11 protein-coding genes are annotated in these 14203 nt (G+C 35.0%); 9 read left to right on the top strand and 2 right to left on the bottom strand.

What is annotated here, in order from left to right; genetic code table 11:
* Positions 1 to 1629: a carbon starvation protein A gene (locus QYS48_RS07305; RefSeq protein WP_308358178.1), complete on the bottom strand. Its 1629-nt coding sequence runs from the start codon at positions 1627 to 1629 to the stop codon at positions 1 to 3.
* A gap of 113 nt (positions 1630 to 1742) precedes the next feature.
* On the opposite strand from QYS48_RS07305, the gene guaB reads away from it, so the two are divergent.
* Entirely contained in the window at positions 1743 to 3215 is a 1473-nt protein-coding gene (gene guaB / locus QYS48_RS07300) for an IMP dehydrogenase (RefSeq protein ID WP_308358177.1), read from the top strand.
* 651 nt (positions 3216 to 3866) lie between these two features.
* Here the strand turns inward: guaB and QYS48_RS07295 are convergent.
* Positions 3867 to 4241 (bottom strand): hypothetical protein, encoded by a 375-nt coding sequence (locus tag QYS48_RS07295; RefSeq protein ID WP_308358176.1) that lies wholly within the window; start codon positions 4239 to 4241, stop codon positions 3867 to 3869.
* A gap of 101 nt (positions 4242 to 4342) precedes the next feature.
* Between QYS48_RS07295 and QYS48_RS07290 the strand changes: the two genes are divergently transcribed.
* From QYS48_RS07290 to QYS48_RS07255, 8 genes are all read left to right on the top strand, one after another.
* Entirely contained in the window at positions 4343 to 5473 is a 1131-nt protein-coding gene (locus tag QYS48_RS07290; protein WP_308358175.1) for a tyrosine-type recombinase/integrase, read from the top strand.
* 176 nt (positions 5474 to 5649) lie between these two features.
* Entirely contained in the window at positions 5650 to 7272 is a 1623-nt protein-coding gene (locus tag QYS48_RS07285; protein ID WP_308358174.1) for an ABC-F family ATP-binding cassette domain-containing protein, read from the top strand.
* A 426-nt stretch (positions 7273 to 7698) separates the two neighbouring features.
* The gene (locus QYS48_RS07280; RefSeq protein WP_308358166.1) at positions 7699 to 7881 is read left to right on the top strand and encodes a hypothetical protein; all 183 of its coding nucleotides are present in this window, start codon (positions 7699 to 7701) and stop codon (positions 7879 to 7881) included.
* 668 nt (positions 7882 to 8549) lie between these two features.
* Positions 8550 to 8969: a hypothetical protein gene (locus tag QYS48_RS07275; RefSeq protein WP_302102745.1), complete on the top strand. Its 420-nt coding sequence runs from the start codon at positions 8550 to 8552 to the stop codon at positions 8967 to 8969.
* Between the two features lie 614 nt (positions 8970 to 9583).
* A complete protein-coding gene (locus QYS48_RS07270) occupies positions 9584 to 9766 on the top strand; it encodes a hypothetical protein (RefSeq protein WP_308358166.1) in 183 nt (60 codons plus the stop codon).
* 117 nt (positions 9767 to 9883) lie between these two features.
* Positions 9884 to 11683 carry a hypothetical protein gene (locus QYS48_RS07265; protein WP_308358173.1) on the top strand — a complete coding sequence of 600 codons (1800 nt, stop codon included), beginning with the start codon at positions 9884 to 9886 and terminating at the stop codon, positions 11681 to 11683.
* 204 nt (positions 11684 to 11887) lie between these two features.
* Positions 11888 to 12517, top strand: a complete 630-nt coding sequence (locus tag QYS48_RS07260) for a hypothetical protein (protein WP_308358172.1) — start codon at positions 11888 to 11890, stop codon at positions 12515 to 12517.
* A 258-nt stretch (positions 12518 to 12775) separates the two neighbouring features.
* The gene (locus QYS48_RS07255) at positions 12776 to 13300 is read left to right on the top strand and encodes a hypothetical protein (protein WP_308358171.1); all 525 of its coding nucleotides are present in this window, start codon (positions 12776 to 12778) and stop codon (positions 13298 to 13300) included.
* Positions 13301 to 14203 lie beyond the last annotated feature (903 nt).

Raw genomic sequence — 14203 nt, 5'->3', positions numbered from 1 at the left:
TCATGCCCCTACCTTCTCATCTTCTTTCTTCAAGCATCTTTTCGCCAGTATTAGTAAAACGATTGCCAAGGCAAAAAGTAAAGTAGCCACTATGGATATACTATATATTCCTTTTTCGAAGTTTTGAAAAGCCAAAACAAATAGTGAGCTCAGCGTAACTACAAACATGAAAAACATTGGGATCAGCAAAAAGCCTACTTTCTTGCCCGACTTTATCATCCAAACGGAGACCGCCAAAAGCGCCAAAGCTGCTAATAACTGATTAGCTGAACCAAAAATGGGCCATAAAGTAGTGAATTCCCCCGATAGCAAAAATAAAGAAGAAAGGATTACCACCACCGTTGTGGATAAGAACCTATTTTGAGTAAGCTTTTGAACTGATTTATTATCTGATTCTTCAAAAAATTCCTGAAACGTAAAGCGAGCTAAACGAGTGCAGGTATCTAAAGTAGTTAAAGCAAAAGCGGAAATTGTTAGCGCTACAAAGTTAACCGCTAAGCCTTCTTCAATTCCTAAAGAGGAAATGACATAGCCCATTCCATCAGCAAACATATTAACAGGTCCATCGGTGCTGAGACTGTTTGCATAATCTGTTCTACTAATCACCATAACGGCACATACAGAAATGATAGCCAGGAAAGATTCGATCAGCATTCCGCCATAGCCAACCACCTTTGCATCTGATTCCTTATTAATTTGCTTGGAAGTTGTGCCTGATGCTACCAAAGAATGAAAACCACTTATAGCACCACATGCGACTGTTATAAAAAGCACCGGAAACAGATACCCAATATCTTCACTATTAAATACAATATTATGGTCCATTTTCACTTCCGGATTGGCCACTACCACCCCGACTATGGCTAGAATAATCAAACCATATAATAAAAAGCTACTGAGATAATCACGAGGCTGTAATAAAACCGACATAGGCGTAACGGATGCCACAAATGCATAGGCTAATAATAAGCCTACCCAAAACACATAATTCAGTTCAAAAGGAATACTGTTCCCTAATATTACAAAGTAATACATGAAGAAAATCCCAATTATAGAAAGCCAAAGAAAGGATGATTTTTTATGCGCTAACTTTCTATTCAATAAGCCAAAAATTAAGGCTAAGCCTATAAATAAAGCTGAGGTAGAAGCTACCCCTGGGTTTTTTACAAAAGTCTTGGCAATAATATCCGCAAAAACAGCTATGATTAGAATTAAGGTAGAAAAGCTAAAGATCAGAAATAGTCTTTTCCCATTTTGCCCAATATATTGTTGAATGATTACCCCAATTGATTTTCCTTTATGGCGCAAGGAGGCTACCATGCTTCCGATGTCATGCACAGCACCAAAAAATATCCCGCCTAATAAAATCCAGATCACTGCTGGAATCCAACCGAAAGTTACTGCAATAATAGGCCCTACAATAGGACCTGCCCCCGCAATGGAAGCAAAATGATGCCCTAAAACCACCAATTTATTGGAAGGAACATAATCAACCCCATCATTTTGAGTATGGGCTGGAGTAGGCTGCTCATCCCGAATTTCAAACTTTTTACTAATAAATCTACCGTAGGTAAAATAAGCAAATAGTAGAATAAGGGCTGACAGGAGCAGTAGAAGGGGTAAACTCATAAAGTTCCAGGTTTTTTTGATTTTTTACAAAATAATTATAACAACAAATTTCGGATAATGAAAGTATGTTCGTACTTTTGCCCTGCAAATAATCACAGCTAATTATTTGCATTATGAGCTTAGACACATCCAAATTTGTTTACGAAGCTTTAACTTACGATGACGTATTATTGCTTCCAGGATATTCAGAAGTTTTACCGAGAGACACTGACACTTCCTCAAAATTAACCCGAAATATAACGCTTAACATTCCTTTGGTTTCCGCTGCCATGGATACCGTAACTGAGCATAATTTAGCAATTGCTATTGCATTAGAGGGAGGGCTCGGCTTCATTCATAAAAACATGACCATTGAGCAACAGGCTATGGAAGTGCGTAAAGTGAAGCGTTCTCAAAGTGGAATGATATTAGATCCGGTTACCCTTCATATTGATAGCACAGTAGGTGACGCCTTAAAAATTATGCGCGAAAACAAAATTGGAGGTATTCCGGTAGTTGATTCTTCCAAAAAACTATTAGGCATTGTAACCAACAGAGATTTACGTTTTCAAAAGGACAATAAAGTGTCAGTTGAAAAAGTAATGACCAGCCAAAACCTCATCACAGCTGAGGAAGGAATTGATTTAGAAGGTGCTGAAGAAGTATTACAAGAGCATAAAATCGAAAAATTACCGATCATTAATAAATCGGGCATCTTGATGGGCTTAATTACCTATAAAGATATCTTGAAGAAAAAAGATAAGCCTAATGCCTGCAAAGATGAGTTTGGCAGATTAAGAGTTGGGGCTGCCGTTGGGGTTACGGGTGATATTGAAGAAAGAATTGATGCCTTGGTGAAAGCTGGAGTAGATGTTGTAACCATTGATACCGCCCACGGACATAGTAAAGGCGTAATTGATACAGCTGCAAGAATCAAAAAAGCATATCCTAATCTTGACATGATAGTAGGAAATATTGCCACTCCTGAAGCTGCAAAAGCTTTGGTAGAAGCAGGTGCTGATGCGGTAAAAGTAGGGGTTGGACCGGGAAGTATTTGTACTACTCGAGTGGTTGCCGGAGTAGGTGCACCACAGCTTTCAGCCGTATATGAAACTTATAAAGCGATTAAGGATACTGGAGTTCCGATTATTGCAGATGGCGGTATCCGTTTTTCTGGTGATATCGTAAAAGCATTAGCCGGAGGCGCAGATAGCGTAATGATTGGGTCATTATTAGCGGGTACTGAAGAAGCACCTGGTGAAATGATTCTTTTCGAAGGTAGAAAATTCAAATCTTACCGAGGCATGGGTTCTGTTGAAGCAATGGGACAAGGAAGTAAAGATCGTTATTTCCAAGATGCGGAAGATGACATTAAGAAATTAGTGCCAGAAGGAATTACAGGACGTGTACCGTTTAAAGGAATGGTAGCGGAAGTATTGCACCAGATGGTGGGAGGACTGAAAGCCGGAATGGGTTACTGCGGTGCTGGAAACCTAGAGCAATTAAAAGAAGCGAAGTTTGTTAAAATAACAGCTGCTGGTGTTGCGGAAAGTCATCCACACGATGTACATGTAACCCGTGAAGCTCCGAATTATAGTAGAAAATAAGCTGCTAGATTTTAGAATCTAGATTCTAGACTGATTTATAAATTCTTGAAAACCTTGGAATGAGAATTTCAGGGTTTTTTTAGCTCTTAACCTTTCAAATTATTTATTACTTTATACCACAGGAAAAGCCAAGTATCTCATTACTTGGTTATAGAATCTAGATTATACACCCCTATAATCCCCTCAAGGGAATAGCTTTTAATAACCCCAATTATTTGGTTGGTAAGGAATTTATAATATTGTTAATTAACTATTAGCTTTAATACACAAAAACCTGTCAGGTTTTAACTTGACATTATTAGTATTGATATTCGTATTAAGTTATGTTTAAACTGGAAACCTGACAGGTTTAGTCCGATTTTAAGATTAGAGTATGGTATTAGGTTACATTTTACAAGATTCTAGGTTCTAGATTCTTATCAATTTGATACCACTATTATGTCCTCAAGGGGATATCTTTGCTGTAAATTCATATTCTAAACCTGTCAGGTTTAAAATCATTAAGACCACCGAAAATTATAAATTGAATGAAATTTGCTACTGAAACCTGACAGGTTTCGATTGACTTTAATAATTTTTATAAGTACTAAACGTGCCCTTAGAGATATTTAGTTAACTATTTCCTATACTCTTAGTTCTAGTATCTAAAATCTAATTTTCCATATAATCTTGCCATTTGATAAGGGTAAATTTTCTGACATCCTGATCATCTTTGAAGGAAAGAAAACCAAACTCAAAGCAAAAAAGATAAACCTGATTTTTACTATTCTTCCAATAATGGGTGAAAAACTTTGGGTCGAAGCCGTGTTTATATAGTTCTTCTGCCCTTACGGTTGCTTTCCCTGCCCGATTGTAATTTTTTAATATCCTTCTGTTCAGTTTTAATTGCTTATCAATCTTTTTAAATAAGCTGCTTTCTTTCTGCTTATTTCGCTCATAATGATAGTTGGATTTACAATAAGGGGTACAGAATTTCTTCCCAGCTCTCCCTTCTAACTCTTTTCCACAGTTTAAACAAGTCTTCATTTCCGTAGATCTTAACGTTTATTAAACGTTTAAATCTACCATTAAATTTTGATTATAATGCAATTATGACGGTGTTTGTGTCTCATATCACCTCATATTTTATGGAAAAACTAACCAAAATGATCAGTTTACGCCATCTGGAAGTAGATGGAAAGCGGATGATTGGCTTAAAATTCTATCCTGACAAAGTGATTCAAGCCCTAGTAAAGACTTTGCCTGGTGTAAAATGGCATAAAAAAAGGCAAATGGTCTGTTTGCTGAACACTACTGAAAACTACAATCAAGTTTTGAATACATTTAGAGGCGTTGCATGGCTAGACATGCGTTATTTCAGTAAAAAAGGATGGATGGGTTGCGATGATCCCAGTGTAGTCATTAAAGGATATAAATCGAGAACATTTGCTGCAAGTTATAAAAAGTGTCCGGATAGCTTTTTAGATGAACTGGAAGCCAGAAAATATGCAATAAGTACGGTTAGAACCTACGTTTCGTGCTTTGAAAGCTTTTTGAATTTTCATTCAACTATTCCAATACATAAGCTTAGTGAAGTAGAAATTAAAAGTTTCATTCACTCTTTAATACAGAATTCAAAAAGTGACTCAAGTATTAATCAACACATTAATGCGATAAAATTTTATTTTGAAATCGTAAATAAAATGCCGAATCGATTTTATGAGTTCCCTAGACCTGCGAAAGCTGAAAAGCTTCCTTGTGTTTTAAGTAAGCAGGAAATTGAACTGATGATAAGTAGAACTCATAATTTAAAGCATCAGTGCATTATTAGTTTATTGTATTCCGCAGGGTTAAGAAGGAGCGAATTGGTCAACTTAAGATTAGAAGATATTGATAGCAAAAGAATGTCAATTTTAATTAAAGGGGCTAAGGGTAATAAAGACCGACTAACTTTACTGAGCGATAAGGTGCTTACGAAAATGAGGCTTTATTACAGCGCTTATAAACCTAAAAGGTATCTTTTTGAAGGCTATAAAGGGGAACCCTATCATGCAACAAGCGTGGCGAAGGTAGTAAAGAAAGCCGCTATTGAGGCAGGAATCAGAAAAAAGGTAAATCCTCATATGCTGCGACATTCATTTGCCACACATCTTTTAGAGGCGGGAACAGATTTAAGATATATTCAAACATTGTTAGGTCATAATAGTAGTAGAACTACAGAAATCTATACTCATGTAGCGACTAATATTTTCAAAAGTATCAAAAATCCCTTAGATTAGAATTTTTATAATGTGGATAAAGCGACTTTAGTCTCTTTATCCATATGTTAGCTGCAATATTAGGAAGCTGCCACATAATTTTATATATTTGCAAAATCTAAAACTAAACAGTCAGTAGGGATGAAAAAATAATTTCTTTCACATATAGATAAAAAAGTACAGTAGAATATTTTGCTGTGAGTGTTTCATTTTTTATAAAGAAAGAAATTATGTTGACTTTACATAGTGTATCATATACACACCCTAATAAAGATTTGCTGTTTACTGACATCAACCTAACGATAAACAACCACGACAAAATAGCTTTGATTGGTAGCAACGGAGTTGGAAAATCAACGTTGTTGAAAATTATTGCTAAAGAATTAGAACCGTCAGGCGGTAAAATAAATGTTGATGCGGAACCGTATTATATCCCACAAATTTGCGGACAGTTTAACCATTTGAGCATTGCTCAGGCATTAAGGATTGAAAATAAGTTAAATGCCTTAAATGAAATTTTGAACGGAAACATAAGTGAAGAAAATTTCAACCTGCTTAATAATGACTGGACATTAGAAGACCGTTGTAAAGATGCTCTGAACTATTGGCATTTATCCAATTTAGACTTGTCTCAAAAAATGGACACCCTTAGTGGAGGACAGAAGACAAAAGTTTTTCTCGCAGGCATTTCTATCCATCAATATGAGTTGGTTTTGCTGGACGAACCAAGCAATCATTTGGATATTTTTGGCAGGCAACTGTTGTATGATTATATTCAATCTACAGAAAGTACTTTGGTTATCGTAAGCCACGACAGAAAATTACTGAACCTCTTAGATACCGTTTGCGAATTAAACTCAAATGGAATTAAAGTCTATGGTGGTGATTACGACTTTTATAAGGAACAAAAACAAATTGAAATAAATGCGCTTAACCAAGATATTCAAAGCAAGGAAAAGGACTTGAAAAAAGCCAAAGAGAAACAACGTGAAACTTTGGAACGTCAAAGAAAACTGGACACACGAGCAAAAAAAAGTAGTGGTAAAGCGGGGCTTCCTAAAATAGTTTCCAATGCTATGAAAAACAGTGCAGAGTTAAGTACTGCTAAAATAGCGGGTGTTCACACAGAAAAAATAGGAATTGTCAGAACTGAATTACAAAAGTTGCGTTCTTCCCTTTCTGAAATTAACCAAATGAAGTTTGGATTTGACAATTCAAAACTTCATAGAGGCAAAAATCTTTTTATTGCAAATAGTATTAATTTCGGGTACACAACCGAAAACTATTTATGGAGAGAAAATTTGAATTTTCAAATTGTTAGTGGGGAACGAATATCTGTAAAAGGAGCAAACGGTTCTGGTAAAACGACTTTAATAAAAATGATTTTGGGATATCTTGTACCGCAAATCGGCACAGTCTTTATTGCAGAAAACAAATCGGTTTATATTGACCAAGATTATTCGTTAATAGATAACAACCGAAAAGTTTATGAGCAGTCACAGCAATTTAATACTTTTGCATTGCAGGAACACGAAATAAAAATAAGACTAAATAGGTTTTTGTTCCCAAAAGAAGATTGGGACAAGCCTTGCAATGCTTTAAGTGGTGGGGAAAGAATGCGTTTGATGTTATGTTGTTTAAGCATTTACAATCAATCGCCAGACATCATAATCTTGGACGAACCGACCAATAATTTGGATATTTATAACATAGAAATACTAACAAATGCCATCAATGATTATCAGGGTACATTGATTGTCATTTCGCACGATGAAACTTTTTTAGAGCAAATAAACATAGAAAGAACAATTAATTTATAAAAATACAGCAGCTAACACGCGGTATAGCCAATAAGGGTTTCAGTGGTATGCGAAGGTTTGTTGCCCGCTTCAATTTTCGTGTAACTTGATAGGACATCGCCCGCAATCCCTTACTGTCCATACCGCCAACCGTTGTATTTAATTCCTTTCTTAAGATTATTCTGCAAGGCAGTTGGCAGAAAGAGGGCATAAAAAGCGGATTGATTAGCCTTGAAAAGGCCTAAGTTTTGCGGGCGAGCCGTGGAAGCAGTGTGCTTCTAAACGGTTGAGACCGTTAAAAAACTTAGAATGAAGTTAGCCGATTCCAGCCATAAAGTCAAGGAATTCAGAGGCTAATGAAAAAGCAATCGTTTTTATCAGGGGTGGATTTAGGCTTTCTACCGGCATGACAACGGATACATAGTTTCTCCTATATACCATTTAGTCATGACTCCAACTGACATGGCAGATGATTGTGATGGTTTTAAGAAAGGAACTCCGTATTTTTCAATTACCCTAATTTCTACTACTTTAGGAGTAATTAAAAATATACTAAACACAACATCAGCTATCGAATCATTAATGAAAGGTCATCAAATTACTAAGATTCCCAATCAAAACGATCGATAGCCTGACGTTAGGTAGCACTGCCTTCCCACTCAATCATAATGACAACTATCATTCAATATTTTTATTTTAGGTTTTTTAAATTTTCAAAAGCTTTGAGCTTTGGAGCGAGTAAACCTCAGTATAGAGCTGCATTTTGGGCGAGCACCTCGACTCTTTCTTATATGTTCTGTATTTACATTTACATTTTGAATCAGACACCAGTAAAGACACCTTGGCTAGTATATACAATCCCTATTGCAGTTTACATCTTATTTCTAATGTTCTTTCTAAGCCCCAAGAGATATAGAAGTGCGTTAAAGAGATTTAATGAATCCTTCGTTATCAGTATTCTGGGAAATTGGATAACTGCGATTTATATTCTAACATCATACGCTTTGAGTTTAAAAGCATTAGTTGAAAATTAGAAACGCTACCTAACATAGTATCAAAACCCATTTGCTCACCACCTTGTAGCAAATTGAGTGCTAAAGAGCCCGTAATTTATGCTTACGTTTCATAGCTGGCAAGCAAGGATACTGCGTTGGTCAAGTAAGGCGCCTAATTATTCTAATCTTTTGCAATTAATGAAGTGTATCAGTTTGCGGAGATAGCATAAATTACTACTTTCAGTATTTCATAGCCTAGTGTAACAAACGGGTTTTATACAGGCGTTGTAGGTAATTACGCGAATGAGAACACAAAGCGAAAATGAACTAAATAAGCAAGAACGGACAGTTACGAAAAGTCTTGCTTTAGTGTTTATTCCGATTTTTATCATATTCATTTCTATTCTGTTGATTCGAAATAATTCACTTAGCTATCTGGAAAAGGAATACAATATAATTCGAGAAGAATCTTATTCAGGAAAAATTACAAGTTTGCTCTTGGAAAAAGACCATGGGCGGACTAGACCAATAATGATTGATAATGAATGGAAAAAAGAGATTCCATTTTACATTCACGAAGAATTAAATGTCGGAGATTCTTTATACAAAAAGGCTGAATCGGATTTTGAATATTATATTTTAAAAAATTCAGCTGACACAATAGAAAGGGACGTGAACAAGTTTTTACGAAAAAAATACTTTGACAAGCTAAATGAAGAATAAAAAACTACCTACAACAACACATAAAACCAATTTGCTCAGCACCCTGTAGCAAACTTAGCAGTAACCAGCCAGCAATTTATGCTTTCACTTTGTGGCAACTTCATCAACGGGCGGACCGAGCATTGTAGAGCTCAATAGCTTTTAATTTAATTCTGTCAAGTCAACATTTGCCATCATCGGGCGGACTTTATTTTACCGACCCACTTGACTGGCTGTATAAAGACATCACTTTAATCAACATTCTGCCTTGGTGGAAACCGCATAAATTGCTTAGTTTAGCTTTTCATAGCTTACGTAGGCAAACAGGTTTTATGTAGGCGTTGTATTTAATTCCTTTCTTAAGATTATTCTGCAAGGCAGTTGGCAGAAAGAGGGCATAAAAAGCGGATTGATTAGCCTTGAAAAGGCCTAAGTTTTGCGGGCGAGCCGTGGAAGCAGTGTGCTTCTAAACGGTTGAGACCGTTAAAAAACTTAGAATGAAGTTAGCCGATTCCAGCCATAAAGTCAAGGAATTCAGAGGCTAATGAAAAAGCAATCGTTTTTATCAGGGGTGGATTTAGGCTTTCTACCGGCATGACAACGGATACATAGTTTCTCCTATATACCATTTAGTCATGACTCCAACTGACATGGCAGATGATTGTGATGGTTTTAAGAAAGGAACTCCGTATTTTTCAATTACCCTAATTTCTACTACTTTAGGAGTAATTAAAAATATACTAAACACAACATCAGCTATCGAATCATTAATGAAAGGTCATCAAATTACTAAGATTCCCAATCAAAACGATCGATAGCCTGACGTTAGGTGCAAGCGTAAAGAACGACACAAATCCATTAAAAGAGATGAATATTAAAAAAATGGAAGACTGATTTTGACTGCTGACAAATCATATATTGCCAAAGCAATCAGCATGGGACAAATCCTTGAATTTGAAGTTGCCTTTCCGACCGAAGAAAAATTAACTGTTGAACAGTATCTAGCAGGCAGTAGCAGACAGATGATTTTAAATGTAGCAGCTTCCTTTTTAGGATTTAAAAATCAAAAATCAAAGTTTAATGATAATAAGGAATTTCTTGGAATGTATTTTCGAACAGAAAACAACGAATTCGCAAACCAAGTTTATGATAGAATAAAGGGTTTGGAAAAGAAAGGTATCCAAATTGGAATAATAAATACCTATTCAAGTTTGAGACTCTTTGAATACTACTTTTCAAAGCCTGAAGAACCCGAAACTCAAACACAGGCAGAGTTAGAAATTAATTTGTTTAAAGCTTACTTGGCTTTAAATTCTGAATTTACCGAAAAACAAGCCGTTGCCTTTCCATCAGCACAAGAAAGTGATGAGGAGCTAAACATTCCAATGGTTATGTTTTGCATGCAATATCCTGTTTCGGATAAATCAAACTACGACATCAAACAGATTTGGGCAACTCAAATGATAAAAGCTATTTATCTGTTTTCTTTTCTTGAATCTCATGATAAAACCAAACCACTATTAGCTAAATTTTTAGCCTATTTTAATTGCCCAACGTGGCAGGACTATTTAAAAAGTCTTTTGCCATTAACTATTCCTGCAGTAAAAAACGAACGGGAAGCACATATCGACATTGTGGTAGAGGATGGTGATAATTTTGAGAGGAGCTGTGCCTTTATTGAAAAGCTAATTATTCTAGAAAATGATGAACTTGACCAGAATGATTTTCTTACTACTAGAGCAAAGCCATTTTACAAAGTAAAAGATGGTATTTACCGAGTGATCTACAATTTATTTGTGGTTGAAAAAATTTTCAAAGGTGTTTATTTCCTTTTAAGGGATGTAAATAAATCTCTTCCAAAAGCTCAAAAGATAAAGGACATTAGAAGTTTCTATGGTGGCGAGTTTTCAGAAAAGATACTTTGCTATAAAGTAATGGAAAGTATTTATTCTTCTAAGTGCATTAGGTTTTCAGGTAAAGAACTGGCAGATATGAAAATTGATGCTGCACCTGATTATTATATAAGAAAAGGTAAAAATATTTTGCTTGTTGAGTCAAAGGACTTCTTAATTGCAGCTAATAAAAAAATGTCTTTCGACTTCAAAATATATGAAGAAGAGTTTGGAAGAGTATTGGATTATGAGGAATTGCCAGATGGAAAAATAAAGGCAAAGGCTGTTATGCAATTAATAAACAGCATTCGTAGAGTTTTAAAAAATGAATTTTCGGCTGATACAGATTATCACTACAAAGAGATATTTATTTATCCCATTTTGCTTACTCACGACCATCAATACAATACTCCTGGGTTTAATGAACTTATTGATTTTTGGTTTCAAGATGAATTGTTAGAGTTGGCAAAAGAAGGTTTATTTATTCATCACATAAAGCCCCTATCTGTTGTAAATATTGATTCGCTTATCTATAATCAAGTTGGACTAGCCAATGAGATTAATCTTCATGATGTTTTAAAAAATTATCAAGAAAACAAAAAAATAAAGAAGAAGAAAAAGAGAAATTTCAAATCCCAAAAAGAATATGATAGATATTTAGAAGAGTACAAACAGATGAGAATGTCTAAGCTCATTCCGTTCTCAGTTTTTATTGACAGGTATTTCCACGAAAATGGATTATGGAAACTACCTCCATTACTTGACTTAGTAGCTCCAGAACTTTTCAAAGAAGAATATGAAAAAAGAGAAGCTACAAAAATTAAAAATTCAACTCGAAGATGATTCTAAAATTCATTAACATAAATTCTTTGAAAGGGCGTTGAGAAGAAATGGCAGCACCTAACACTAAATATAGTTCATTGGGCAGATAATGCTAAAGTTGAAAATGATTACATTTAATAAAATATGTAAGGATTTGGTAGTTTGTAGCCTTGAACGGCCCAACGCACTATATTCTTAACGTTATGGCCAATAAATCGACAGCACATGAAGAAGTTTACAACGATATTATTAATTTCTATAATTCTTGTTTCCTGTAGTAGGCCAAATGACAAGAAAGAAAATGAAACCCCGGAAGAAAAGAAACAAACTGTTTCTGAAGCAGTCACTAACAAGGACGAATATGGTTGCGAAATTTTAGGTAAAACGAATGACAAACAAATCAACGGAATTGAAATTGCATATTTCCTAAATAGAAGTGACATTGATACCACAAGCAAAGCTTATTATACAGGGTCTCATGAATTATATGATGACGAAAAAACATTTGAAATTATGGATAGCTTAGATACAAAAAATGCTAATACAAGACCTTTCTATTTCTATAATATGTATAAAATGGTTGGAGAAACAGATGGTGCACTTACTGAAATAATAGGTAATTACATTGCAGATTATGCAAGAAAATACCCTCGAGAATTCATATGCTATCTCCAAAGACAACCTTACTCAGGAAGAAGAGATGAATTCCTATCTTTAATGGGTTGGAATTTGTACACAAAAGAAATGAAAGATTCGTTTAAAAAGGACGCATTTAAAAATTGCAATGATTGTAATGAAAAGACGATGCGAAAATTAAAAGAGTATATTAAGGTAGTATATGACTTTAAAGGATAGTAAGACCATAACAAGATATAAAAACCCATTTGCTCACCACCTTGTAGGAAATTGAGTGCAAAATAGCCGGTAATTTATGCTTGCTTTTTATAGCTAACAAGGAAAGATATTGGTTTGAGCATTTATGGGGCCTAATTATTCTAAGGTTTTGCAATTAATGGAGTGCATCAGTTTGCGGAGAAAGCATAAATTACTACTTTCAGTATTTCATAGCCTAGTATAGCAAACGGGTTTTATACAGGCGTTGTGTACAATATCATGAAATATCTAGCTACCATAATACTGACATTCATAGCTACTTTGAGCTGGTCTCAAACCAATAATGAATTTAGCATATTTACTAAAATCATAGAACAAGAGGCTTCAAATGGAAAAGTATATATCCATTGTGATAAGCCAAAAACCTATTTCAATACAAATGAGTTAATAGAGCAAACTGGATTGCAAATTCCTCAAAACACTTTAAATGAACTAAAAGAAAGTGTGTTGACAAGTCGTGATGGAGTTTGGGACCAAGGACTAATTCAAAGCCTCAATTCATCGTTTCTAAAATCAAAAAACTGCCTGACTAAAGAAGCAACAAATGAATTATTCAGAGAAACGGGAGAAAGACAAAAAGTTGTTTCCATCAGCGAGCCAGTTTTTGACCAAAAGTCTGAAAACTGTATCATATCTGTGACTATCCAAAATTATCTAGGAAGTGCCTCAGGATATTCTTACTTCTTATCTAAGGTCTATGGCACTTGGACTATTGTTGCGACTTTTAATCCCTGGATTACTTGAAACTACTGTACACAACATCACATAAAACCAATTTGCTCAGCACCATGTAGCAAAGTCAGCAGTAACTGGCCAGCAATTTATGCTTTCACTTTGTGGCAACTTTATCAACGGGCGGACGAGGCATTGTAGGGCTCAAAAGCTTTTAAAGTAATTCAATCAACTCAAGTATTTGCCATCATCGGGCGGACCATTTTTTACCGACCAACTGGACATACTGTAGGTAGACAGCATCACATTAATCAACATTCTGCCTTGGTGGAAACCGCATAAATTGCTTAGTTTAGTATTTCATAGCTTACATGGGCAAACAGGTTTTATGTAGGCGTTGTGAGTAATCGTGATCCTCAAAAATAATTTCAGTTGGACATTTTAAATTTTCTTATTTATTTATTTTTTGTAGGTGTACTATCATTGCTAACTTATAAAATATATCTGCAAATAGTAAAACGTAAATACGGGATTACTTTTGCCGGAAAACCCGGTTCCATGATTGAAGCAACTAAAAAAGAAATGAGAACTTTGATAGCTTCTACTAAAGACGCAAAACAGCGAAGATCATTAAAACTGCTTTTGTTCTTAAATTACTTTCAGACAATCACTTGGTTTGTTTATTTATTTATATTCCTTTTCATTGCTGTAATGATTTTAGTACAATAATATAACTCACAACATCATATAAAACCCATTTGCTCACCACCTTGTAGGAGATTGAGTGCTAAATAGCCCTTAATTTATGCTTGCTTTTCATAGCTGGCAACCAAAGATAGTGCTTTGGCTAAAAATGGCACTTAGTTATTCTAAGCTTTTGCAATTAATGAAGTGTATCAGTTTGTGGAAAGAGCATAAATTACTACTTTCAGTATTTCATAGCCAATTATAGCAAACGGGTTTTATACAGGCGTT

The sequence above is a fragment of the Marivirga arenosa genome (assembly GCF_030503895.2).
Classification (GTDB): domain Bacteria; phylum Bacteroidota; class Bacteroidia; order Cytophagales; family Cyclobacteriaceae; genus Marivirga; species Marivirga arenosa.
The sequence above is the reverse complement of the archived record's forward strand: the minus strand, read 5'-3'. Positions and strand labels throughout refer to the sequence as shown.

Coding starts and splice junctions, on each gene's coding strand:
- QYS48_RS07305 (WP_308358178.1), bottom strand. CDS start 1,629: ATGAGTTTACCCCTTCTACTGCTCCTGTCAGCCCTTATTCTACTATTT.
- guaB (WP_308358177.1), top strand. CDS start 1,743: ATGAGCTTAGACACATCCAAATTTGTTTACGAAGCTTTAACTTACGAT.
- QYS48_RS07295 (WP_308358176.1), bottom strand. CDS start 4,241: ATGAAGACTTGTTTAAACTGTGGAAAAGAGTTAGAAGGGAGAGCTGGG.
- QYS48_RS07290 (WP_308358175.1), top strand. CDS start 4,343: ATGGAAAAACTAACCAAAATGATCAGTTTACGCCATCTGGAAGTAGAT.
- QYS48_RS07280 (WP_308358166.1), top strand. CDS start 7,699: ATGACTCCAACTGACATGGCAGATGATTGTGATGGTTTTAAGAAAGGA.
- QYS48_RS07275 (WP_302102745.1), top strand. CDS start 8,550: ATGAGAACACAAAGCGAAAATGAACTAAATAAGCAAGAACGGACAGTT.
- QYS48_RS07270 (WP_308358166.1), top strand. CDS start 9,584: ATGACTCCAACTGACATGGCAGATGATTGTGATGGTTTTAAGAAAGGA.
- QYS48_RS07265 (WP_308358173.1), top strand. CDS start 9,884: ATGGGACAAATCCTTGAATTTGAAGTTGCCTTTCCGACCGAAGAAAAA.
- QYS48_RS07260 (WP_308358172.1), top strand. CDS start 11,888: ATGAAGAAGTTTACAACGATATTATTAATTTCTATAATTCTTGTTTCC.
- QYS48_RS07255 (WP_308358171.1), top strand. CDS start 12,776: ATGAAATATCTAGCTACCATAATACTGACATTCATAGCTACTTTGAGC.